Genomic DNA, 22,605 nt, shown 5'->3' on the forward strand with positions numbered 1-22,605 from the left:
GTCTGCCAGGATGCCTCATGATGTGATGAGGCGTACGTCACATTCGATCATCCGTCTCGTCGTGCGAGGAGCTACACATGAAGGCAGAGCCGACCGTGGTCCTGGAGGGCTACACCTACTTCGAGTGCCCACGGTGGCGGGAGGGTCGTGTCTGGGTCTCCGACTTCTACACCCACCAGGTGCTGTCGGCGAACGAGGACGGCAGCGACGTCCGGGTGGAGGCCGAGGTGCCGCACCAGCCGTCCGGGCTCGGGTGGCTTCCCGACGGTCGGCTCCTGGTCGTCTCGATGCGAGATCAAACCGTTCTGCGGCGCGAGGAGAACGGCGACCTCGTGGTGCACGCTGACCTGTCCGCGCACGCGACCGGCAACGCCAACGACATGCACGTGGATGCGGACGGGCGCGCCTACGTCGGCAACTTCGGATTCGATCTCATGAACATGGCGCCCATCGAGACGGCCTCCCTGCTGCGTGTCGAGCCGGACGGCAGTGTGCACGAGGACGCCACCGATCTGCACTTCCCGAACGGCATGGCCGTCACCGCAGGCGGCGATCTCCTCGTCGACGAGACGCTCGGCAACCGGATCAGCGCCTTCGCGATCGGCGACGACGGTGTCCTCGGACCGCGCCGCGACTGGGCTGTGCTCGGTCCGATGCCTGAGTCGACGGACATGGCCGAGGGCATCGGCCAGGTGGTGGTGGCGCCCGACGGTTGCGCTCTCGCGCAGGACGGCACGCTGTGGGCGGCCGACGCACTGGGGCAGCGCATCGTGCAGATTCGCGAGGGCGAGGGAGTGGTCGACGAGTTGACCTTCGACACCGGGGTGTTCGCGTGCGGATTCGGCGGCGACGACGGCCGCACCCTGTTCGTCTGCGCCGCACCCGATTTCAACGAGCACGCCCGCAAGGACGAGCGCGAGGGACGGCTGCTGTCCGTCCGGATCTGACACGCACGAAGCCCCGAGGACATCCTCGGGGCTTCGGTGCGTCAGCTGCTGGGGTCAGGCCTTGTCGGGCTCGCTGGCGCGCAGCATGTCCTCGCGCTCGACGACCTTGACGCGCTCGCGGCCCTGCGGCTCGCCGAGGCTGCGCTCGTGCGCGTCGAGGCGGTACCAGCCGTCCCACGTGGTGAACGGGACCTTCTTGTCCTCGAGGAACGCGACGACGGCGTCCTCGGACGGGTCGGTGGCACCCGCGAACGACGGGGCGTCGGCGAGGAGGTTCGCGACGGTCTCGTTGGCGTCACCCTTGGTGTGGCCGATGAGGCCGACGGGTCCGCGCTTGATCCAGCCGGTGACGTACGTGGCGTCGACGGGGGTGCCGTCGTTGTTCTTCACGCGGCCGGCCTCGTTGGGGATGGTGCCCGCGAGGTCGTCGAAGGGGAGGTCGGCGATGTTCTGCGACAGGTAGCCCACCGCGCGGTAGACGGCCTGGACGTCCCAATCGGTGTAGTTGCCGGTGCCCTTGACGTTGCCGGTGCCGTCGAGTTCGGTGCGCTCGGTGCGCAGTCCGACGACCTTGCCGTCCTGGCCGAGCACCTCGTGCGGCGACTCGAAGAAGTGCAGGAACAGCTTGTGCGGGCGGTCGCCGGCATCGCGGATCGCCCAGTCCTGCAGCGTGTTCGCGACCATGTCGACCTGCTTGGACTCGCGGCGGGCCTTCTCCGAGCCCTCGTCGTAGTCGATGTCCTCGGGAGCGACGATGACCTCGATGTTGGGGGAGTGGTCCAGCTCGCGGAGCTCGAGCGGCGTGAACTTGGCCTGGGCGGGGCCGCGGCGGCCGAACACGTGCACCTCGACGGCCTTGTTGGCCTTCAGGCCCTCGTAGACGTTCGCGGGGATCTCGGTGGGCAGCAGCTCGTCGCCCGTCTTGGCCAGTACGCGGGCCACGTCGAGCGCGACGTTGCCGACGCCGAGGACGGCGACCTTCTCGGCGTCGAGGGGCCAGGTGCGTGGCACGTCGGGGTGACCGTCGTACCAGGAGACGAAGTCGGCGGCGCCGTAGCTGCCGTCGAGGTCGATGCCGGGGATGTTCAGCGCGCGGTCCGCGTTGGCGCCGGTGGAGAAGATGACGGCGTCGTAGAAGCGGCGCATCGTCTCGAGGTCGATGTCGGTGCCGTAGTCGATGTTGCCGAGCAGGCGGACCTGCGGCTTGTCGAGCACCTTGTGCAGCGCGGTGATGATGCCCTTGATGCGCGGGTGATCCGGTGCGACGCCGTAGCGGATCAGACCGAACGGAGCGGGCATGCGCTCGAAGAGGTCGATGCTCACGCCGGGGCCGGAGACGTTGTGGTCCGACTTCATCAACGCGTCGGCGGCGTAGATGCCGGCCGGGCCTGCACCCACGATGGCCACTCGGAGCGGGCGGGTCTGGTCAGTCATCAGCGTGGATCTACCTAACATCGTCGTCGGCCGGCCGCCCATCGAGCTCGGAGCGGGCGTCGTGGCCGCAGGGAGGCGGACACCCCAGCATAAGTGACGAGGCGGCGCCTCCGGTGCGCCAGGTGGCCATGACGTGTGCACAGAGAACTGGGTGAACATCGGGATTCCACCGAGTGATGCGGCCCACAGTCGGGCATGGATCGCGGACCCCTCAGGCTTGCGTCAGAGGACAGCTCGACAGTCAGCACCTTCGAAAGGCCGATCGACGTGACCGAACTCAGTCCCGAATCACCCCTGCTCCAGCCGCTCGAACTCGGCGACATCCACGCCCGCAACCGTGTCTTCATGGCGCCGCTCACGCGCAGCCGCAGTGGTGACGACGGTGTGCCCGGTGACCTCGTCGTCGAGTACTACCGCCAACGTGCGGGTGCCGGCCTCATCGTGTCCGAGGGAACGCAGCCTTCCGCCGTCGGCAAGGGCTACACCAACACCCCGGGCCTGCACACCGACGAGCAGCAGGCCGGCTGGGCGAAGATCGCGGACGCGGTGCACGGTGAGGGCGGCAAGATCGTCGTCCAGCTGATGCACGCGGGTCGGGTGTCCCACCCCGACAACTCGGGCCTGGAGGCCATCGCACCGTCCGCCATCGCGCCCGGTATCGAGATGTTCACCAAGGGTGGGTCGAAGGAGATCCCCGCGCCGCGCGAGATCGCCGCGGACGAGATCGCTCGCGTGGTCGACGTGTTCGTCGACGCCTCGACCCGTGCGATCGAGGCCGGTCTCGACGGTGTCGAGCTGCACGCCGCCAACGGCTACCTGCTCCACCAGTTCCTGGCGGACGGCGCGAACCACCGCACCGACTCCTACGGCGGCAGCCCCGAGAACCGTGCGCGCCTCGTCGTGGAGGTCGTGCGCGCCGTCTCCGCCGCCATCGGCGCGGGCCGGGTCGGCATCCGCATCTCGCCCGGAGGCACCGCGAGCGGCATCACCGAGGACGACACGACGGGTGCCTACGAGGCGCTGCTGTCGCAGATCGACGGCCTCGGCCTGGCGTACCTGCACGTGCTCGTCGACGCCGAGGATCCGTTCCTGGGCAAGCTGCGTTCGGCCTGGAGCGGCCCGTTCGTGCTCAACACCGGCTTCGCCGCGATGACCACTCGCGACGAGGCCGAGAAGCTGGTGTCCGACGAGATCGCCGACGCCGTCACGGTGGGTCGGCCGTTCATCGCCAACCCCGACCTGGTGACCCGGTGGACCCACGACACCGAGCTCAACACCCCCGACGAGAGCACCTTCTACGGCGGCGGCGCCGAGGGCTACACCGATTACCCGTCGCTCGAGGGCTGAGCTGCACCGAGCTGACATGATCGGAGCATGAGCTCCGAAGAGGATCCGAGACCCACCACCGCAGCGCCCTTCATCGCGGCCGCTGCGGTGGTGGTCGTCGTGGCGGTGATCATCGCGATCCTGTCGCTGACCGGGTCGCCCGACGAGAACGTCAGCGACAACCAGCGCGTCGGGACCGCCGTCGCCGCCTACGTCGAGGCTGTGAAGTCCGGCGACACCGCCGCTGTCACCGCACTGCAGTGCCCCGGCATCACCGACGCACCGCTGGCGGATGCGGGTACGTCGGTGGATCTCGAGAACATCGAGGAGGTGCGGGTCAAGGGTGACGCCGCCGAGGCCGACGTGCGAGTCAGCCTCGACGGCAGCGAGCAGAGCCTCACGTGGAACGCGGTGCGGTCCGGTGACGACTGGCTGCTCTGCAGTCCCTGACGAGCTCTACTCGGCTGCGTCCTTGCTCGCCGTGCGTTCCGACGCCTGAGCTGCGAGGCCGCCCTGGGTGCGCAACGGGACCTCCTTGTAGAACAGGTTGATCACGAAGGCCAGCGCCAGCACGAACCCGGCCACGACGAAGACCGAGTCCATCGCGTCGGAGAATCCGATCTGGAACGGCGCCGCCACCGCGTCGGGCAGCTTCTGGATGAAGGACGTGTCGTCCAGGATGCCCCCGGCGGCCGACCCGTTGCCCTGCACGAGCCCCTGCGCGAGGCCGGACACCGCGGGATCGGTGCTGGACGCGGCCTGACCCACCGCCTCGCGGAACTCGGGAGTCTCCGCGGCGGAACGCAGAGCCGACGCGATGGCGTCGGTCACGCGCGAGAAGAGCAGGGACAGGAACACCGCGACGCCGATGGTGCCGCCGATCTGCCGGAAGAACGTGGCCGACGAGGTGGAGACGCCCATGTCCTGCGGCGGCAGTGCGTTCTGGATCGCGAGGGTCAGCGGCTGCATCAGATTGCCCAGGCCGAACCCGAAACCGAACATCGCGATCATGATCATCCACAGCGGTGTGTCGTACTCGATGAACGAGAAGGCGAACATGCAGACCGTCATGAGAGTCGTGCCGATGATGGGATACGGACGGTAGTGGCCCGTGCGGGAGATCATCTGGCCGGAGAAGATCGACGCGACCATGATGCCCAGCACCAGCGGGAGCATCTGGAACCCGGCGAGCGTCGGCGACGAGCCCTTGACCACCTGCAGGTACTGGGGGAGCAGCGTGATGCCGCCGAACATCGCAGCACCGGTGATGACCGAGAGCACGAGTCCGACGCTGAACGTCGAGTTGCGGAAGAAGCGCATCGGGATGAGTGCGTTCGTCTTCATCCTGATCTCGATGGCGATGAAGGCCGCGACGCCGAGGACGCCGATGGCGTAGCAGATCATGGCCCGCCCGGAGCCCCATCCCCACGTGCGTCCCTGCTCGGCGATGATCAGCAGCGGCACCAGTCCGACGGCCAGCGCCGCGGCGCCGCCCCAGTCGACGACCGCGCTGCCGTGTCGACGCGGCAGATTCAGCACCTTGGCGACGACGAACAGAGCGACGATGCCGATGGGCACGTTGACGAAGAACACCCAGCGCCAGCCGGTGATGTTCAGGATCTCGGACTGGCCCGACAACACGCCGCCGATGACCGGACCGAGCACGCTGGACGTGCCGAACACGGCGAGGAAGTAGCCCTGGTACTTGGCCCGCTCCCGCGGCGGGACGATGTCGCCGACGATGGTCAGTGCGAGCGAGAACAGGCCGCCGGCACCGAGGCCCTGGAACGCGCGGAAGGCCGCGAGTTGGTACATCGACGTGGCGAAGCCGCACAGCGCCGATCCGATGACGAAGATCGTGATCGCGGTCAGGAAGAACTGTTTGCGCCCGTAGATGTCCGAGAGCTTCCCGTACAGCGGCGTGGAGATGGTGGCCGTGATCAGGTACGCCGTGGTGACCCACGCCTGAACGGAGAAGCCCTGCAGGTCGTCCGCGATGGTGCGGATGGACGTCGAGACGATCGTCTGGTCGAGCGCGGCCAGGAACATGCCGAGCATCAGACCGGAGATGATCGTCATGATCTGGCGATGGGTGAACTGCCCCGTGTCGCCGCTCATGTCCGGCTGTGGTGAGCCGGCGCCCGTCGCAGGGCGCAGTGTGTCGTCCGTCATCGGCTCATCTTGCCCCCTCGAGGCCGTACGCTGCGACTATCGGACATATCGGGCCGAGCCGACCATGTGAGAAACTGGGGTCGTGAGCTACGCAGGAGACATCACGCCCGAGCAGGCCTGGGAACTTCTCAGCACCGATCCGGAGGCCTCGCTCGTCGACGTCCGCACCCACGCCGAGTGGAGCTACGTGGGTGTCCCGGACATCTCGTCGCTGGACAAGCCGACGGCCTTCGTCGAGTGGGTCGCCTACCCGGACGGCGCGAAGAACGAGAACTTCGTCGACGAGGTCCGTGCCGCCGGGGTCGACAAGGGCCCTGTGGTCTTCCTGTGTCGCTCCGGTCAGCGGTCCATCGGTGCCGCCGAGGCCGCGACCGCTGCGGGGCTCGGACCCGCCTACAACGTGCTCGACGGCTTCGAGGGCGCGACCGACGCCGAGGGACACCGCGGCAGTGCCGGGTGGCGCGCCGTCGGACTGCCCTGGCGGCAGAAGTGATCCCCACCGGCGGCGGGTTCTCCAAGCCCTTGCCCGACGGGGTCGGGCAGGGAACTCTCGGTGTCCGCGGCGGTCTGAACCGCTCGGGGTTCGAGGAGAACGCCGAGGCCCTCTATCTCAGTTCGGGTTTCGTGTACGAGAGTGCCGAGGCCGCCGAGCAGGCGTTCACCGGCGACATCGACCATTTCGTCTACTCGCGCTACGGCAACCCCACCGTCACGATGTTCGAGGAGCGGCTGCGGTTGCTCGACGGCGCTGAGGCGGCCTTCGGCACCTCCAGCGGGATGTCCGCGGTCTTCACCGGGCTCGGCGCCCTGCTGAAGGCCGGTGATCGACTCGTCGCGGCGCGGAGCCTGTTCGGCTCGTGCTTCGTCGTGTGCAACGAGATCCTGCCGCGCTGGGGAGTCGAGACCGTGTTCGTCGACGGCGACGACCTCGACCAGTGGGAACAGGCGCTCGCCGTACCCACCACCGCGGTGTTCTTCGAGACGCCGTCCAACCCGATGCAGTCGCTCGTCGACGTCCGGCGCGTGACCGAGATGGCGCATGCGGCCGGCGCGAAGGTCGTGCTGGACAACGTCTTCGCGACGCCCGTGCTGCAGCGCAGCTTCGACCTCGGTGCCGACGTGGTGGTGTACTCGGGGACCAAGCACATCGACGGACAGGGGCGCGTGCTCGGGGGCGCCATCCTGGGATCGAAGGAGTACATCGACGGTCCTGTGCAGACGCTCATGCGCCACACCGGTCCCGCGCTGAGCCCGTTCAACGCCTGGACTCTGCTGAAGGGTCTCGAGACGATGCCGCTCCGCGTGCGGCACATGAACGCCTCGGCGCTGGCCGTCGCGGAGTTCCTCGAGGCGCAGCCGGGTATCGGATGGGTGAAGTACCCGTACCTGCCGTCGCACCCCCAGCACGATCTCGCGGTCTCGCAGATGAGCGGCGGCGGCACCGTCGTCACGTTCGAGCTCGAGGGCGGCAAGGCGCGCGCCTTCGAGTTCCTGAACAAGCTGCGCATCATCGACATCTCCAACAACCTCGGCGACGCGAAGTCGATGACGACGCACCCCGCCACCACCACCCACCGGGCCATGGGTCCGGAAGGGCGTGCAGCCGTGGGCATCACGGACGGAGTCGTGCGCATCTCCGTGGGCCTGGAGGATCTCGAGGACCTGCTCGGCGATCTGGCGGGAGCGCTCGCCCGGTAGAGCCGAGTGCATCAACGGCCGGCTTCGGTGCGCTGAGCCGCGGTATCCGCGGCTCGGCGCACCGGATCGACGTCAGAGGCCGAAGGGCCTGAGCACCGTCGCGAACTTCGCTGTCGTCTCCTCCAGCTCGGCGCTCGCGTCCGAGGCGGCGACGATGCCGCCACCCGCGGTCGCGACCCCGCTGAGGCCGTCGGCGGCGATGTCCAGGCAGCGGATGGCCACCATCCACTCACCGTCGCCCGACGCGTCGCACCACCCCACCATGCCGGCGTAGAAGTCGCGGTTGCGTCCGGACTCCAGCAGATCGATGGTCTGGAGCGCCAGGTCGGTGGGGCTGCCCGCGACCGCGGGTGTCGGGTGCAGTGCGAGCGCGAGATCCAGTGCCGTGGTGGCGGGGTCGGCCAGTGTCGCGGTGATCGGGGTCGCCAGATGCCACACGGCCGGCGTGCTGGTCAGCGTCGGCCCGTCGGGGACGGACACCTCCGAGCACAGTGGCGCCAGGGCCTCGGCGATGGCGTCGACGACGAAGCGGTGCTCGGCCAGGTTCTTGGCGCTGGCGAGCAGGTCGGCGCCCGCCTGCTCGTCCGCCACCGGATCCTGTTGTCGTGCAGCAGTTCCGGCGAACGGTCGGCAGATCACCTGGGTTCCGGTGCGCCGCACGAGGAGTTCCGGGCTCGAGCCCACCAGGTGGCGGCCGAAGTACGGACCACCCGCCGCGGTGAGATCGACGGCGAAACCGTTGTGCATCGGATTCGCCTCGATGAGCGTGTCCGCGAACGCCGTCGGGGACAGCGGGGCATCGAACACCAGCGTGATCGACCGCGCGAGAACCACTTTGCGTAGTGCGGATCCGGGATGGTTCAGCGCCGTCAGGGCACGCTGCACCCGCGCGACGTGCTTGTCGGGTGGCGGGTTCTGGGAGGCGATCACGGCTCCGGGCAGGGTGCTCTGCTCGGGTGTCCGCGGCTCGTCGCGACGGTCGAACGTCGACGGTTCGACGAGTGCACACCGCGTGGACGCATCGAACCCGATGGCCCCCACGAGAACCCGCGCCGACCCGTCCTCGAGAGCCTCGCGCGCGTCGTCGATGTGATCGAACGCCTGCCGGGTGCCCGTCGCCTCGACGCTGCGGTCGGGCCGGGAGTAGACGAATCTCATCCGAACGGGTTCGCGGTGTGCCCGATGAGGTCGGCGACCGACTCGATGACACGGGTGGGGCGGAACGGGAACATCTCGACGCTGGCGGGGGTCGAGATACCGGTGAGCACGAGGATGGTCTGGAGACCGGCTTCGAGCCCGGACACGATGTCGGTGTCCATGCGGTCACCGATCATCAGCGTGTTCTCCGAGTGCGCGCCGATGGCCCGCAGAGCGGACCGCATCATCAGCGCGTTCGGCTTGCCCACGTAGTACGGCTCACGTCCGGTCGCGCGCGTGATGAGCGCGGCGACGGATCCGGTGGCGGGCAGCGATCCCTCGCGTGACGGGCCGGTGGCGTCGGGATTGGTGGCGATGAAACGGGCTCCGCGTTCGACCAGCCGAATGGCGGTGGTGATGGCCTCGAAGGAGTACGTGCGGGTCTCGCCGAGCACCACGTAGTCGGGATCGATGTCCGTGATGATGTAGCCGATGTCGTGCAGGGCCGTCGTCAGGCCGGACTCTCCGACCACGTAGGCGGTACCGTTCGGCCGCTGGTTCCCCAGGAAGGTGGCGGTGGCGAGTGCCGACGTCCAGATCGACTCCTCGGGGATCTCGAGGCCGGTCCGTCGCAGGCGTGCCTGCAGGTCGCGACGGGTGCGGATCGAGTTGTTCGTCAGGACGATGAACGGGGTGTTCGTGTCCTGGAGTTCCTTCAGGAAGCGGTCCGCTCCGGGGACGAGGTGCTCCTCGTGCACCAGGACACCATCCATGTCCATCAGGTACGTCCACGGGGGTGTCCCCGTCGTGGACGGAGCATCGTCAGGTCGCACGGCGTCGTCAGGACTCACTCTGTCGGGGCTCACGACACCATTCTGCCCCTCCGGAATCGTCGCGAGTACAACGCGCCGCGGCGTCGGAGCCGACCCTTACAGTGGCCTGGTGCAGTGCGACGACCGAGTTCCGGTGATCCCGACCCTCCCCGACGCGCATCCGCTGGACGATCCCATCCGATCGTCCCTCGTCGGCGCCCACTCCCGGTTCGCTGAATGGCGGGGCCGGATCGCGCGTTACCACCCCGAGGTGGCCGGGTTCTTCGGTCACCCCGAGGACATGACGGCGGAGGACTGGGCGGATCTCGGCGCCCTGCTCCCGGTGGGTGAGCAGGCTGCACTGCGGGGCGACGGCATCACCCCGCCCGCCGGGTGGCGTGTTCTCGACCGCATCGGGCTGCTGCAGTTCGACGGATCCGCGCTGGTGGTCGAGCCGGAACCGGCCGCGCAGGTGCTCACCGCCGACGACGTGCCGGAGATGCTCGATCTCGTGCACCGCACCCGGCCGGGACCGTTCCGCTCGCGGACCGTCGAGATGGGCACGTACCTGGGCGTCCGGGACGGGTCGCGGCTCGTCGCCATGGCCGGGGAGCGCATGCATCCCGACGGCTGGACCGAGATCAGCGCCGTGTGCACCGACCCCGAGTACCGAGGGCAGGGCCTGGCGACCCGCCTCATCCGCGCTGTCGGGTACGGCATCCGGGAGCGGGGCGAGATGCCGTTCCTGCACACGAGTGTGACCAACACCCGCGCCGTCGCGCTCTACGACACCCTCGGATTCGTACTCCGCCGACAGACCACCCTGACGATCGCCGAGGTCGCCTGATGGTCGACATCCGCATTCTCGAGTCGCGGTCGGATCTGCTGGAATCGCAGCGCGTCTTCCGTGCCGCGATGGTGGGACTGCCCACGCAGCAGGTCACCGAGGACGAGATCGCGAGTCTGCGCGAGCCCGGTCGGACCTACGGCGCCTTCGACGGCGATCGACTCGTCGGGACCACCGATTCGGCCCGCGGAACCCTGACGCTGCCGGGCGGTGCTCGGGTTTCCCACCTGGCCGTCACCCACGTCGGGGTGTTGCCGACCCACACCCGCCGCGGTGTGGTGTCCGCTCTGCTGCGACGCCAGCTGCGGGACGCGCGCGATGCCGGGGACGTCGTCGCCTCGCTCCGTGCGTCTGAGGCTGTCATCTACGGCCGCTACGGCTACGGCGTCGCCACCTCGTCCGTGTCCGCCGAGGTCGTCACCGCGCGTGCGTCGGTGCGGGACGAGGCCGTGTCCAGCGGCACCGTCCGCCTCGTCGACGACGGGGACGTGTTCGACGTGCAGGCCGGCATCGTCGCGTCGCACCCGTCGAGTCGACCGGGCACCATCACCCGACTGCCCGTCTGGTGGAACGCGTCGAGGCTGCGCGGGCGGACCGACACCGATCCGGTGTGGAACGCGGTGCACTCCACCGGCGGGGTCGACGATGGATACGTCCGGTACCGCCCGCGCGACCCGCGGACGTGGTGGTCCGGGAACGACCGCCGGGTGGTCGTCGAGGACCTCCATGCGCCCGACGACGCGGTGTTCGCCGACCTGGTCCGCTTCCTCCTGCGACTCGACCTCGTCGACCGCATCACGTTTCCCGCACTGCCCGTCGACACCGTGCTGCCACTGCTGATGCACGATCGCCGATCCGTACGGCTCGATCGCACCGAGGACGAGACCTGGCTGCGCATCCTCGACGTGTCCGCGGCACTGTCCGCGCGCACGTACGGGCCCGGGGACGCTGTGACCATCGCCGTGCAGGACCCGGACCTGCCGGAGAACGCCGGGACCTACGCCGTCGCACCGGACGGCGTGCGGGTGGTCGACGCGGCGCCGGATCTGACGGTGCACGTCCGAGATCTGGCGTCGGTGCTGCTCGGCGGGACGTCGTGGTCCGCTCTGGTGACCGCTGGCCTGGCGCAGGGCGACCCCGCGGCGGCCGATGCTCTGTTCCGGACCGCGGCGGCGCCCTTCGCCGGCGTCGGTTTCTGACGCACATTCCCCTCCGATCTCTGCGATTCCAACCCGTGTGCCGGGTGCGGATCCCTCCTAACCTCGGGTGTCCGGGGGCGATACGAGGGAGCGCACGATGACCAGGACGGTGACACTCGGCTTCGACGTCGGGGTCGGTTCGGCCGACGGACGAGCCGTGGCCGCCACGGTGACCGCGGCCGAGAACGCAGGATTCGGCTACGTCACGTTCGACGACGACGACCTGGCGACGGGTGGTGTCGACGCCGTCACGCGCGCGGCCTTCGTCGCCGCGACCACCAGCACGGTGGGCCTCGTCGCCACCGCCAGCACCACCTACGCGGAACCGTTCCATCTGTCGTCACAGCTCGCGTCGTTGGACTATGCGTCCCGCGGCCGGGCGGGTTGGGTGGCATCCCGGTCGCTGGCACCCGACGTCGCGGCAGCATGGGGTCGCGAAGTCGTCTCGGCCGATACCGATCTGGTTCGTGAACAGCGTGATTCGGTGACCGTGGCGCGTGGACTGTGGGACTCGTGGGAGGACGACGCGGTGATCCGCGACTTCCCGACGGGCCGGTTCCTGAACCAGCAGAAGCTGCACTACGTCGACTTCGTCGGGGAGGAGTACTCGGTGAAGGGCCCCGCGATCGTGCCTCGCCCGCCGCAGGGTCAGGTGGTGGTGTTCGGCCGATTCGGCGAGATCGACGCCGATCTGCTCGACGTCGTCCTCGTGGAGAACGAAGCGGACGCGCGCGCGGTGACCGGGGCGCACGTCGTTCTCGACGTCGAGGCCCCCGGAAGCCCGACGGCCGCAGCGGCTCTCGTCGAGCGCATTGCTGCCCTCGACGACGCGATCGGCGGGATCAGGTTGCGTCCTGACCTGATCGACGACGATCTCCGCGTCGCCGCACGCTACGTCCTTCCTCAACTGTTCGAGCGGGACCTGGCCCATCGGCCGGTCCCGGCCACGACGCTGCGTTCCACTCTGGGCCTGGCCCGCCCGGTCAACCGATTCGAGGCTGCGCGATGACCGCTCTCTTCCGTCCCGACGCCACCGTCCACCTGGGTGTCTTCTTCCAGGGCGTCAACCACACGACGATCTGGTCGGACCCGGCCAGTGGCTCGCAGATCGACTTCGAGACGTTCCGTCGGCTGATCACGACCGCCGAGCGCGGACTGTTCGACGCCTTCTTCCTCGGTGAGGGGCTCCGACTGCGCGAGCAGGGCGGCAAGATTCTCGACCTGGACATCGCCGGTCGTCCCGACGCCATCACACAGTTGGCGGCGCTCGCCGGCATCACCACGAACATCGGACTGGTGGCCACCCAGAACACCACCTACAACGAACCGGTGGACCTCGCGCGTCGACTGTCGGGACTGGACGTGCTGTCCGGTGGTCGCGCCGGCTGGAACGTCGTCACGACCGACAACGCGTGGACCGGCGAGAACTTCCGACGCGGCGGCTACCTCGACCACGCGGACCGCTACGTGCGCGCCGGAGAGTTCCTCGACGTCGCCAGAGCCCTGTGGAACGCAGGAGGCACGCCCGATTCCGTGCGCATCCAGTCCTCGCAGTTCGACATCGCCTCTGCTGCACCGATTCCCCGCAGTCCGCAGGACCACCCGGTGATCTTCCAGGCGGGAGATTCCAGCACCGGTCGCGACTTCGCCGCCCAGCACGCCGACGTGATCTTCTCCGCGCACGGCACCCACTTCGGCGACGCACTCGACTTCGCGAACGACATCCGCGCGCGACTCGTGGCCCGAGGGAGACCGGACGACGACATCAAGATCCTGCCCGGCACCCAGATCGTCCTCGCGGACCACGAGCGGGACGTGGACGAGAAGGTGCGCTGGGTCAAGGAGGGTCAGTTCACCGGCCCGACGACGCTGTCGATCGCCGGCCAGGTGTGGGGGCGCGATCTGTCCGATCGTGATCCCGACGGACCACTCCCCACCGAGGACCCGATCGTCAGTGGTGTCGTCGGCGCTCGCGGGTCGGCGTTCAACGGCATCGACGTGGATGCGCGTGTACGAGAGTGGCGGTCGCTCGCCGAGGCGAAGAACCTGTCGCTGCGGCAGGTCGTCATCGAGACGTCGGCGCGTACCGGATTCGCGGGTACGCCGAGCCAGGTCGCGGACGAGCTCACCCGGTGGGTCCGCGGAGGGGCGAGCGACGGCTTCAACATCACGCCGTACCTCGTGCCGAGCGGGCTCGACGACATCGTCGACAAGCTGGTTCCCGAACTGCAGGAACGTGGTTCGTACCCGGCCGCCTACGAGGGGTCGACCTTGCGGGAGCACCTCGGACTACGTCGACCCCGTATCGGCGAGTGAGATTCCACTGGTTCCTCCCCACCGGGGGTGACGACGAGAGGCTCGGTGCGCACTCGCACGGAGTCGCCATCGGCGGTGGGGGCGCCTCGGCAGCGGGTGCGGGACATCGGGACGCGACACTCGACTACCTGACCGAATTGGCCGTGACCGTCGAGGAACTCGGTTTCGAGGCAGTGCTCACTCCGACGGGCGGACACTGCGAGGACGCGTGGTTGGCCACCGCGGCGCTGATCCCGGCGACCACTCGTCTGAAGTTCCTGGTGGCTTTCCGGCCGGGCCAGGTCTCGCCCGTGACGTCGGCGCAGATGGTCAGTACATTCCATCGACTGTCCGGTGGCCGAGTGCTCCTCAACGTGGTGGTCGGGGGCGACGACGTCGAGCAGCGGTCCTACGGCGACCGTCTGGCGAAGGAGGGCCGCTACGCGCGGGCGGGTGAGTTCCTCGGCATCGCGCGCGCCGTCTCCGACGGCCGGCCGGTGCGGCCGTCCGGCGACCACTACGCTGTGGACCGACCGAACGGCGGCGGTTTCGGCGGGCATCCTCCGGTGCCGCTTCCCGACGTCTATCTCGGCGGATCATCGGACGCTGCACTGGATGTCGCCGCCGAGCATGCCGACGTCTTTCTCACGTGGGGCGAGTCTCCCGAGGCGGTGGCCGAGAAGATCTCCCACGTGCGGGAGCGGGCGGCTGCCCGCGGCCGCACCCTGCGTTTCGGACTGCGGATGCACGTGATCACCCGCGAGCGCGCGAAAGATGCGTGGGCTCGAGCCGAGGACCTGATCGCCGATGTCGACGACGCGACCGTCCGGACCCGACAGGCACAACTGGGCGCCGTGGGATCGGAAGGCCAGCGACGCATGCTGGCGTTGCACGGCGGTGATCGTCGGAATCTGGTGGTGGGCCCCAACCTGTGGGCGGGCATCGGTCTCGTCCGCGGCGGCGCCGGCACCGCGCTGGTCGGCAGCCACGACGAGGTGGTGGCCCGCATCGAGGAGTATCGCGAGGCAGGTGTCGACGAGATCATTTTGTCGGGGTACCCCCATCTCGAGGAGGCACGTCACGTCGGCGCCGGTGTCCTCGGCAGAATCGCATCGTCACCGTCCGAGAAGGAGTACGCATCATGACAACATCCGTCACCACGTTCGAGCAGGACTGGGCTGCATGGCATTCCGATCGCGAGGAGTACTTCCGCGATCCGTTGGGCTGGGTCGCGCTCACAGGTCTGTACTGGTTGACCGAGACCGACGCGGCCGTGGGGGATCTGCCCGGTGTGTGGCGCGCCGACGACGACGCTCTGCACGTCACCGCGAGCACGGGCGACGGGTTGTCGGTCGACGGGGTGGTCGTGGACGGGACTGTCGCTCTGCACCCTGTCGAGGGGGCTCCCGGCCTCCTCGTGGCCGCCGGTGAGCGGCGCGTCGAGGTGATTCGCCGCACCGGCTCGGTGGCCCTGCGCGTGCACGACCCCGCGGCCCCCACTTTGGCGTCGTTCGGCGGGATCCCCACCTTCGCACCCGACGAGAAGTGGCGCGTGAGTGGCACGTTCACGCCGTACGACTCCGAGCGCACGGTCACCACCGCGGCCGTCGTCGAGGGTCTGGAGCACCACCACGCCGGGCTGGGCGTCATCGACTTCACGCTCGGGAACGCACCGCAACAGTTCGTCGCATTCCGAGGGAAGGCGGGCGGCTTCCACATCCTCTTCACCGACGAGACAAGCGGCGTGAGCACCTACCCCGCGTGCCGGTCCCTCGCGGTCGGCGATGCGGACGCCGACGGCCTGGTGACACTGGACTTCAACCGCGCGTCCAACCTGCCGTGCGCCCTCACCGACTACGCGACGTGCCCGGTGGCACCTCCCGAGAACCGGCTGACCGTCGCGGTGGAGGCCGGCGAGAAGCTTCCGATCAGGTGACAGCGCTGCCCGTTCTCGACATGTCGACCGCGGATGTCGACGGGTTTCGTTCGGCATTGCGCGAGGCCACCCACGACCACGGCTTCTTCCACCTGACCGGTCATGGTGTCGACCCCGAGCTCGTGTCGACGGTCCTGTCGCTGGCGCGCACCTTCTTCGCGCTGCCGGCGGACGCCAAGGACGAGATCAGTCAACTGAACTCGCCCCAGTTCCGCGGCTACAGTCGGCTCGGCGGCGAGCTGACCAACGGCGCCGTCGATTGGCGAGAGCAGATCGACATCGGTCCGGAGCGTGAGGTGATTCCCGCGGCGCAGGGATACTGGAACCTGCAGGGCCCCAACCAGTGGCCGTCCGCGCTACCCGAACTGCGTCCCGCGTTCGAGGCCTGGGACGCCGCCCTGTCGGACGTCGGGCTGCGGCTGCTTCGACACTGGGCAGTCTCCCTCGGCGCGGCCGAGGACACATTCGATGCCGCCTTCGCCGAGCTCCCCGCGACGTTGATCAAGGTGGTGCGGTATCCCGGCAGCACCGAGAACCCGCAGGGGGTGGGCGCGCACAAGGACTCGGGGGTGCTGACGTTGCTTCTCGTGGAGCCGGAGTCGACCGGCTTGCAGGTGGAGCTGCGCGGCGGCGAGTGGATCGACGTACCGCCCGTGGCCGGCGCGTTCATCGTCAACGTCGGGGAACTGCTCGAGGTCGCGACGGGTGGGTACCTGCGTGCCACTCGGCATCGCGTCCTCGCGCCGACGCCTGGCACGGACCGGGTGTCCGTTCCCTACTTCCTCAGCCCCGCACTGGATGCGCGCGTGCCGCTCATCGACCTTCCACCCGAGTTGGCGGCGCGGTCCCGGGGCGTCGACACTGATCCGGACAACCCCCTCTTCCGGACCTACGGCGAGAACGCGTGGAAATCGCGTACCCGTGCACACCCGGACGTGGCCGAGAAGCACCACGGGATCAGGCGCTGAGGCCGCCGCTCGCAGCATCGACGAAGATCCCCTGACGGAGAATCGGAACGCCGGCGCTCTCCCCGACCTCCGCTGCCACCGCGACATCGCCGTCGAATCCGAGGGCGATCAGCTCGCGACCGGAACTGCAGTCACGCAGTGCCGTCGACGGATCATCGGCCACCGCCGTCCAGGCTGCCTGCGCCGCGTCGGTCTCGGGAGACGGGTCGAGAAGACGCCCGACGGCCGCGAGTGCCGCGACGACTGCACCCGCTCCCCAGAAGTCCTCGATCGCGGGGCGTAGCGATCCGTCCGGCCATCTCTCGCCCGCAGCGATGATCGCCACGGAGTCGTCCGGTCCCGCGGTGCGCGCGATCCAGTGCGCGATCGCCGTCGCCGTGCGCAGGGACGCCGCTGCCAGGACGGGTGTCGTCGCCAGCGCCTCGGCGATGGTCGATCCGTTGGGTGACGGAAGAACGAGCCGGGCGGGCACGTCGCGCGCGGACCGGATCGATCCGGGGGACAATGTGATGCGGCCCGGAGCCGCTTGCGAGCGGCGGAACGCCACGGACGCGTCGTGACGTCGGGCGACCTCCTCGGTGTCGGCGCCCGCGTGCGGGACGACGCCGATCCCTCGGTCGAGAGCGACACTCACCGTGGTGGTGAACGACAGGACGTCCACGATCACGGCGATGTCGGCGTCCGAGGCGATCGCCTCGGCTCCGCGCAGGCCCCAGTCCACCCGGGTGCGATGTCGCCGCTGACGGTGCTCGAGGTTCACGGCTGCTCGGCCAGCTCGGTGCCCCGCAGCTCGTAGGACTTCAGTGTCCAGTACGCGCCGAAGGTGATCACTGCGACCGCTTCCACCACCAGTACCGCGAGCGCGCCCTGGCGGAGGACGAGCACCAGGGCGAGCGCCGACGCCGGAGCGACGACGACCACGACCGCCACGACTCGATAGGCCCTGCGGTAACGGCGGATTCGCCGTTCGGAGTCCCGGGACGGATCCAGGGTGTCGTCCGCGCACCGCCAGACCGACACCGCGAAGCTGACGAAGAAGGCCACGGCGGCGACGGCGTGGACCGTCATACGCAGGCCGAAGTCGCTCTGCCCCGGTGGATCCGTGGGCACGAGCGCGACGACGACGAGGAAGGCGCCGGCCGCGTTCAGCAGTCTGTTCTCGAGCGGCCCGTGACCGCGGTAGCAGATCAACGCGATACCGGTCCCGGAGAGCACTCCGACGAACACGTCGCGGGCCGGGCTGTAGTAGTACTCGCTCATCGATCCGAGCACGGGAAGGTCGGGATCGAGCAGCGACCAGGCGACGAGCAGGAGAGGCAACCCGACGGCCATGATCGCCATCGCCGCGCGCAACGCGAAATACGTGCCGACGATGTGCTCGGCGAGCGGGTCGGACCAGGCGCGGAGCGGGCTCATGGGCTCGACTCTACGGCGCGCGGAGGGTGTCGGACCCTCGAGTTACCTTCTGCAGGAATCGAGGATCCGGGGGGAGATCGATGAACGACACGGTAGAGCTGCACCCACCGTCGGTGGACGAGATACGGCTGTTCACAGCGCGTTTGGGGCTGGTGGAGTACGGCGGGTCGGCGCGGGAAGGAATCGATGCCGTGACGGCCATCGAAGCCCTGAAGTGCGTGGGCGCGGCGACGCAGGCGGTAGTGACCGCCGGGGTGGCGGCGAGCGTTCGAGCCGATAGGCGTGATCGCGGGCTGCCGAGGAAGCAGTGGGATCTCGGGATCGCGTCACAGGTGGGTCTGGCACGTCGCGAGTCACACCGGCGTGGTGGCACATACCTCGGACTCGCACGGGCACTGGTGCACGAGATGCCGTACACCCTGCAGTCGATGCGCGAAGGCCGCCTGAGCGAGTACCGCGCGATGCTGCTGGTGCGGGAGACGGCGCACCTCACCGTGGCGGACCGGCGGGAGGTCGATCGCCGGTTGTGCGCCGACGCCTCGACGTTGGAAGGGAAGGGCGACAAGCAGGTGGTCGCGCTCGCGGTGGCCGCGGCGGTCGAGCTCGATGCCGCGGCCGTGGTGCGGAGGAACGCGCGTGCGGCTGCGCAGCGCCGCGTGAGCGTGCGTCCGGCTCCGGATTTCATGGGATACGCGACGGCGCTGCTGCCGATGGACAAGGCGGTGTGCGTGTACGCCACGTTGCGCCGAGACGCGGACGCGCTCGTCGCAGCCGGCCGTGCCGAGGGTCGAACGCGTGATCAGGTGATGGCGGACCTGTTGTTCGAGCGCGTGACCGGGGGAGATGCAGCGGCGGGTCCCCCGGTGGCGGTGCAGCTGGTCATGTCCGACGAGTCGTTGCTCGCCGGCGGTGACGAGGCCGCGCACGTTCCCGGCTACGGCATGGTTCCCGCCGAAGTGGCCCGCCGTGCGGTGGCCGACCGCATCGACGGCGGGAGTGTCGGTGCGACCCTGCGGCGGCTCTACGCCGTCCCGTCGACGGGACAGCTCACGGCGATGGACTCGACGGCGCGTGTGTTCCCGGCGGGACTCGGTCACTACATCGACGTCCGCGACCGGACGTGCCGCACACCGTGGTGCGATGCGCCGATCCGACACCACGACCACATACGCCCCTTCAGGTTCGGTGGCCCGACGACGGCGGAGAACGGCATGGGACTGTGCGCCGCCTGCAATTACGCGAAGGACGCGGAGGGGTGGGAGGCCCAGCGGGTCGTCGAGCACGTCGACGGCGGCCACATCGTCAGATTCCGGACGCCGACGGGCCACACCTACGACTCGGCTCCGCCGGCAGTACCGTTGCCGCTTCCCACCACGATGGTGGAGACGCAGCTGTACGAGCTGCTCGTTCAGCGTCGAGCCGGGTGAGACACAGCACGGTGGCCGGCCACGAGATCCGCGGCGATCGCGTCGTTGTGCCGGAAGAAGCCGGCGTCGATGCCGGGCCGGGCGAAGGCGCCGGACCAGGCGTGGCCCGCCACCCACATTCCCACCGCGTACCGATGGGGGTGCGCCGTGCCCGATGCGTCGATCACGCGGGACGAGCCGTCGACGGCCAGTTTGGCCGGACTCGTCGGAGACGCACTCACCTCGCGGACCTCACCGCGCTCGTGCAGCGATCGCAGCAGGGCGTCGGCGCTGCGCGAGATGGACGCGCTGGGCAGTCGGGCTTCGATGAGCGTCCGCGCTCGCACCACGTCGTGGTGCACGTGCGAGGTCGCCCGGAAGCCGTCACCGTCCGCCTCGAACCGCACCTCGGGGCCGAGGTAGCGAATGACTCCGGCGCGGCCGAGTGCGAGCAGCTGCTCCAGGCGCTCGGGCGGGGGACCGCTCGCGAGGAAGCTGAAGAAGGAATGCAGCTGTCCCTCCACCTGCGACGCGACGTCGTCCGGGCGCAGTCGCTCTGTCCGAACGAGCTCTCCCACAGTCCGATACACCGACAGCAGGGCCGAGAACACGGCGGCGTCCGCGCTGAAGCGGGGGTCGCGCCGTCGTGCCAGGTCTGCCTCGATGTAGCGGTGCACCTGCTCTGCGGCATCGGCCGCCGAGTCGAATCGGGCGTGCCGCAGCGGTCGGTCGAGCGTGTCGATGTCGAAGTGGTCCTCGGGATCGGGGACCATTCGTTCGACCAGTTCACCGACTGCACGGGCGCCGTCACGGCCCAGGGCGGCCTCGAGTTCGATGAACGGCCCGCGGACACGGTCGGGGTGGGAGCGGAACAGCTCGTGATAGTGCGCCCACGCAAGTTCCGCGACCGCGAGAGGCCAGACCGCCGTACGGAAGTCGAGCGTCTCCGTCCCGGGAAAAGCCTCGGGTACGAAGAACCTCGGGAGAGGCGGTGCCGCATCGGCGATGGAGTACGAGATCTTGGCGTGGTACGGAACCCCGCGTCGAGATCCGGCGTACACCAGGGGTTCCCGGCCGGAGGCCGTGTACACCAGGGTGCCGTCACCGGAGCGCGAGAAGGTGCCGCCGCGTGACTCCGCGAGCAGCACCATCCAGTCCACGAAGGCGAGACCGAGGCCCGAGATCAGGACGGGTTCGGCCTCGGGAACCAGCGCCGGGTCGAGGTCGGCTGTGTATCCCGGCCCGATGTACCGGAGACCGTGGGTCTCGGCATGGGCGGCGAATGCCTGGACGTCTGCCGGCGGCAGAGTGTCGGGTTGGCCCTGCGCCAGAACGACATCGGTCACCTCGAGCACGGTGCCGTCGTCGAGGATCAGACGCTGGTGGACACCCCGATCCTCGATGTCGACGACGCAGGCCCGGTGCACGTGCACTCGAACACGATCCGGCCGCGCCTTCACCGCGCTCTCGAAGACGTGAGCGAGATAGTGGGACTGCAGCGACCGGGACGCGAACGACGACGGGGTGAAACGGAGAACCTCCTCCCGCAGAGCCGGATCCGTGACGAGGGTGTCCCGGTTCGCCGTCACCCACTCCGCGAGGGTGGGACCGCCCGACCCGTCGGGCAGCATGGCCACGTCCGCCGCGACGGAGTTCATCCACAGCAGGGGGTCCTGGTTCCGTCGCCAGATCCGCCCCGCACCCGGCGGGTGGGGGTCGACGACATGGACGTCGATCGGTTCGGTCAGCTCGTCGGCCCGGCCGACGATCCGCTCGAGGATGCCGGTCGCGCGGGGTCCTCCGCCCACGAACGCGATGCTCACGAGTACGGTCCCGCCGTGAAACCCGCAGCGCGCCGGGAATCGTCCTCGCCCCACAGCAGTGGTTCGGGAAGTTCCTTGCGCACTCGCGGCACCACCTCCTCGGCGAACTGGCGGAGGATGTCCTTCTGGTGCTCCGGTTCGAGCAGGTGGTTGATCGACACCGACTGCAGGACATGCCCGTATGCGTGGTGGTAGTCCACGATCTTCTCGGCGACGCGCTCCGACGACCCGACGAGCGCGGGACCGCGATCCACGGCCTCCTCGATCGAGCGGAAGCTCGTCACCTTGCCCACCGCCCCGGGATCGTGCCGACGCTGGTCGGCCTGTGCCACCGCACCCTCGTAGAGCGGGCGGTACTGCTCGACGGCCTGATCGGTCGTCTCCGCGAGGAACAGCCCTCCCGAGCCGGACCCGACGAAGGCGAACCGGGGATCGTGCCCGGCCTCGGCGTACTTCTCCCGGTAGCGGTCGACGAGGACGGCGTAGTTCTCCCGCGGCTGGAATGCGTTGGCCGTGACGAGGGGGTCACCCCACCGGGCCGCGAGGTCGACGGCGTGTGTCGACGTCGCCGACCCGTGCCAGACGCGGAAGGGACCGGCGAACGGCCGCGGCAGAGTGGTGGCGTTCTCGAGCGGAGTCCGGTGCTGCCCGGACCACGTGACGTTCTCCTCGCGGATCAGTCGACGGAACAACTCGTAGTTCTCGGTCAGGTACTCGTACTGGCGCGCGATGTCCTTCCCGAACAATGGGTACTGCCACGCCTCGTTGCCCTTGCCGACGACGATCTCGAGCCGCCCGTGGCTCAGCTGGTCGACGGTCGCGAGGTCCTCCGCGAGACGCACGGGGTCGAGTACCGAGAGCACCGTGACGCCGGTCGACAGCAGAATCCGGTTCGTGGCCTGTGCCAGCGCGCCGAGGATCACCGTGGGGCTCGACGACAGGACGTCCCCGGCGTGACGCTCGCCGACCGCGAAGGAGTCGATTCCCAGCTGGTCCGCGAGCACGGCGAGGTCGACCACTCGGTCGAGCCGCTCGGCAGCGGGTACCACCTCCCCGGTGACGGGGTGGGGCGGATTAAAGACGATGTCCAGGACCTGAAAGCGCACCACAGCCTCCTCGCGCTCGTGCAACCTCCCACGGTGCCGGGCCGCCCGCCTCGGTGACAGGGTTGCGCGCACTGCGATTCGAA

Annotated in this window: 21 protein-coding genes; 13 read left to right on the top strand and 8 right to left on the bottom strand. The window is 69.2% G+C overall.

All coding sequences use genetic code 11. The features are described from left to right. Positions 1–77 precede the first annotated feature (77 nt). Positions 78–947: an SMP-30/gluconolactonase/LRE family protein gene (locus HQ312_RS05005; protein WP_027506207.1), complete on the top strand. Its 870-nt coding sequence runs from the start codon at positions 78–80 to the stop codon at positions 945–947. A 54-nt stretch (positions 948–1,001) separates the two neighbouring features. Here HQ312_RS05005 and HQ312_RS05010 read toward each other — a convergent pair whose 3' ends face one another. After that, complete coding sequence (locus HQ312_RS05010; protein ID WP_027506208.1) at positions 1,002–2,381, bottom strand: FAD-dependent oxidoreductase; 1,380 nt, start codon at positions 2,379–2,381, stop codon at positions 1,002–1,004. A gap of 267 nt (positions 2,382–2,648) precedes the next feature. Here HQ312_RS05010 and HQ312_RS05015 point away from each other — a divergent pair, with 267 nt between their 5' ends. Together HQ312_RS05015 and HQ312_RS05020 are read left to right on the top strand one after the other, a co-directional pair. After that, on the top strand, positions 2,649–3,728 hold the full coding sequence (locus tag HQ312_RS05015) for an alkene reductase (RefSeq protein ID WP_268788549.1): 1,080 nt from the start codon (positions 2,649–2,651) through the stop codon (positions 3,726–3,728). Between the two features lie 27 nt (positions 3,729–3,755). Further along, on the top strand, positions 3,756–4,157 hold the full coding sequence (locus HQ312_RS05020) for a hypothetical protein (RefSeq protein WP_051613444.1): 402 nt from the start codon (positions 3,756–3,758) through the stop codon (positions 4,155–4,157). A gap of 6 nt (positions 4,158–4,163) precedes the next feature. Here the strand turns inward: HQ312_RS05020 and HQ312_RS05025 are convergent, their stop codons facing one another. Further along, positions 4,164–5,825: an MDR family MFS transporter gene (locus HQ312_RS05025; protein ID WP_261782086.1), complete on the bottom strand. Its 1,662-nt coding sequence runs from the start codon at positions 5,823–5,825 to the stop codon at positions 4,164–4,166. A gap of 136 nt (positions 5,826–5,961) precedes the next feature. Between HQ312_RS05025 and HQ312_RS05030 the strand changes: the two genes are divergently transcribed. Together HQ312_RS05030 and HQ312_RS05035 are read left to right on the top strand one after the other, a co-directional pair. Next, positions 5,962–6,372 carry a rhodanese-like domain-containing protein gene (locus tag HQ312_RS05030; protein WP_027506210.1) on the top strand — a complete coding sequence of 137 codons (411 nt, stop codon included), beginning with the start codon at positions 5,962–5,964 and terminating at the stop codon, positions 6,370–6,372. After that, positions 6,372–7,577 (top strand): O-succinylhomoserine sulfhydrylase, encoded by a 1,206-nt coding sequence (locus HQ312_RS05035; protein ID WP_027506211.1) that lies wholly within the window; start codon positions 6,372–6,374, stop codon positions 7,575–7,577. Before HQ312_RS05030 ends, HQ312_RS05035 begins: the two co-directional genes overlap by 1 nt. Before the next feature lie 72 nt (positions 7,578–7,649). On the opposite strand, the gene HQ312_RS05040 is transcribed toward HQ312_RS05035, so the two are convergent. Both HQ312_RS05040 and HQ312_RS05045 read right to left on the bottom strand, forming a co-directional pair. Continuing rightward, positions 7,650–8,735, bottom strand: a complete 1,086-nt coding sequence (locus HQ312_RS05040; protein ID WP_222637995.1) for an isochorismate synthase MenF — start codon at positions 8,733–8,735, stop codon at positions 7,650–7,652. Beyond that, positions 8,732–9,493 (bottom strand): HAD-IIA family hydrolase, encoded by a 762-nt coding sequence (locus tag HQ312_RS05045; RefSeq protein ID WP_037186095.1) that lies wholly within the window; start codon positions 9,491–9,493, stop codon positions 8,732–8,734. The genes HQ312_RS05040 and HQ312_RS05045 overlap by 4 nt, the downstream gene beginning before the upstream one ends. Positions 9,494–9,656: 163 nt before the next feature. On the opposite strand from HQ312_RS05045, the gene HQ312_RS05050 reads away from it, so the two are divergent. From HQ312_RS05050 to HQ312_RS05080, 7 genes are all read left to right on the top strand, one after another. Further along, the gene (locus HQ312_RS05050) at positions 9,657–10,373 is read left to right on the top strand and encodes a GNAT family N-acetyltransferase (protein ID WP_231476389.1); all 717 of its coding nucleotides are present in this window, start codon (positions 9,657–9,659) and stop codon (positions 10,371–10,373) included. Continuing rightward, complete coding sequence (locus HQ312_RS05055; protein WP_222637996.1) at positions 10,373–11,572, top strand: GNAT family N-acetyltransferase; 1,200 nt, start codon at positions 10,373–10,375, stop codon at positions 11,570–11,572. Before HQ312_RS05050 ends, HQ312_RS05055 begins: the two co-directional genes overlap by 1 nt. Positions 11,573–11,669: 97 nt before the next feature. Beyond that, entirely contained in the window at positions 11,670–12,581 is a 912-nt protein-coding gene (locus tag HQ312_RS05060; RefSeq protein WP_222637997.1) for an LLM class flavin-dependent oxidoreductase, read from the top strand. Next, positions 12,578–13,888, top strand: coding sequence for an LLM class flavin-dependent oxidoreductase (locus HQ312_RS05065; RefSeq protein ID WP_222637998.1), 1,311 nt, complete (start codon positions 12,578–12,580; stop codon positions 13,886–13,888). The genes HQ312_RS05060 and HQ312_RS05065 overlap by 4 nt, the downstream gene beginning before the upstream one ends. Then, positions 13,885–15,012 (top strand): LLM class flavin-dependent oxidoreductase, encoded by a 1,128-nt coding sequence (locus HQ312_RS05070; protein ID WP_222637999.1) that lies wholly within the window; start codon positions 13,885–13,887, stop codon positions 15,010–15,012. Before HQ312_RS05065 ends, HQ312_RS05070 begins: the two co-directional genes overlap by 4 nt. Continuing rightward, complete coding sequence (locus HQ312_RS05075) at positions 15,009–15,803, top strand: DUF1684 domain-containing protein (RefSeq protein WP_027506217.1); 795 nt, start codon at positions 15,009–15,011, stop codon at positions 15,801–15,803. Before HQ312_RS05070 ends, HQ312_RS05075 begins: the two co-directional genes overlap by 4 nt. After that, entirely contained in the window at positions 15,800–16,771 is a 972-nt protein-coding gene (locus HQ312_RS05080; protein WP_308123803.1) for a 2-oxoglutarate and iron-dependent oxygenase domain-containing protein, read from the top strand. The genes HQ312_RS05075 and HQ312_RS05080 overlap by 4 nt, the downstream gene beginning before the upstream one ends. On the opposite strand, the gene HQ312_RS05085 is transcribed toward HQ312_RS05080, so the two are convergent. Beyond that, on the bottom strand, positions 16,761–17,531 hold the full coding sequence (locus HQ312_RS05085; RefSeq protein WP_222638000.1) for a 2-phosphosulfolactate phosphatase: 771 nt from the start codon (positions 17,529–17,531) through the stop codon (positions 16,761–16,763). The genes HQ312_RS05080 and HQ312_RS05085 overlap by 11 nt on opposite strands. Then, positions 17,528–18,187 carry a DUF998 domain-containing protein gene (locus tag HQ312_RS05090; RefSeq protein WP_051613446.1) on the bottom strand — a complete coding sequence of 220 codons (660 nt, stop codon included), beginning with the start codon at positions 18,185–18,187 and terminating at the stop codon, positions 17,528–17,530. The genes HQ312_RS05085 and HQ312_RS05090 overlap by 4 nt, the downstream gene beginning before the upstream one ends. An 80-nt stretch (positions 18,188–18,267) precedes the next feature. Here HQ312_RS05090 and HQ312_RS05095 point away from each other — a divergent pair, with 80 nt between their 5' ends. Next, positions 18,268–19,614 (top strand): HNH endonuclease signature motif containing protein, encoded by a 1,347-nt coding sequence (locus tag HQ312_RS05095; RefSeq protein ID WP_222638001.1) that lies wholly within the window; start codon positions 18,268–18,270, stop codon positions 19,612–19,614. Here HQ312_RS05095 and HQ312_RS05100 read toward each other — a convergent pair. Next, positions 19,596–21,416: an FAD/NAD(P)-binding domain-containing protein gene (locus HQ312_RS05100; RefSeq protein ID WP_222638002.1), complete on the bottom strand. Its 1,821-nt coding sequence runs from the start codon at positions 21,414–21,416 to the stop codon at positions 19,596–19,598. The two genes, HQ312_RS05095 and HQ312_RS05100, sit on opposite strands and share 19 nt — an antisense overlap. Continuing rightward, positions 21,413–22,522, bottom strand: coding sequence for an LLM class flavin-dependent oxidoreductase (locus tag HQ312_RS05105; protein WP_056442245.1), 1,110 nt, complete (start codon positions 22,520–22,522; stop codon positions 21,413–21,415). Before HQ312_RS05105 ends, HQ312_RS05100 begins: the two co-directional genes overlap by 4 nt. Positions 22,523–22,605: the final 83 nt, after the last annotated feature.

The sequence above is a fragment of the Rhodococcus sp. BP-316 genome (assembly GCF_019836105.1).
GTDB lineage: Bacteria > Actinomycetota > Actinomycetes > Mycobacteriales > Mycobacteriaceae > Rhodococcoides.

Bases quoted from the DNA above. Each gene is read 5' to 3' on its own strand.
- HQ312_RS05005 (WP_027506207.1), top strand. From the start codon at position 78: ATGAAGGCAGAGCCGACCGTGGTCCTGGAGGGCTACACCTACTTCGAG.
- HQ312_RS05010 (WP_027506208.1), bottom strand. From the start codon at position 2,381: ATGACTGACCAGACCCGCCCGCTCCGAGTGGCCATCGTGGGTGCAGGC.
- HQ312_RS05020 (WP_051613444.1), top strand. From the start codon at position 3,756: ATGAGCTCCGAAGAGGATCCGAGACCCACCACCGCAGCGCCCTTCATC.
- HQ312_RS05025 (WP_261782086.1), bottom strand. From the start codon at position 5,825: ATGAGCGGCGACACGGGGCAGTTCACCCATCGCCAGATCATGACGATC.
- HQ312_RS05040 (WP_222637995.1), bottom strand. From the start codon at position 8,735: ATGAGATTCGTCTACTCCCGGCCCGACCGCAGCGTCGAGGCGACGGGC.
- HQ312_RS05045 (WP_037186095.1), bottom strand. From the start codon at position 9,493: ATGGACATGGATGGTGTCCTGGTGCACGAGGAGCACCTCGTCCCCGGA.
- HQ312_RS05055 (WP_222637996.1), top strand. From the start codon at position 10,373: ATGGTCGACATCCGCATTCTCGAGTCGCGGTCGGATCTGCTGGAATCG.
- HQ312_RS05060 (WP_222637997.1), top strand. From the start codon at position 11,670: ATGACCAGGACGGTGACACTCGGCTTCGACGTCGGGGTCGGTTCGGCC.
- HQ312_RS05065 (WP_222637998.1), top strand. From the start codon at position 12,578: ATGACCGCTCTCTTCCGTCCCGACGCCACCGTCCACCTGGGTGTCTTC.
- HQ312_RS05075 (WP_027506217.1), top strand. From the start codon at position 15,009: ATGACAACATCCGTCACCACGTTCGAGCAGGACTGGGCTGCATGGCAT.
- HQ312_RS05090 (WP_051613446.1), bottom strand. From the start codon at position 18,187: ATGAGCCCGCTCCGCGCCTGGTCCGACCCGCTCGCCGAGCACATCGTC.
- HQ312_RS05095 (WP_222638001.1), top strand. From the start codon at position 18,268: ATGAACGACACGGTAGAGCTGCACCCACCGTCGGTGGACGAGATACGG.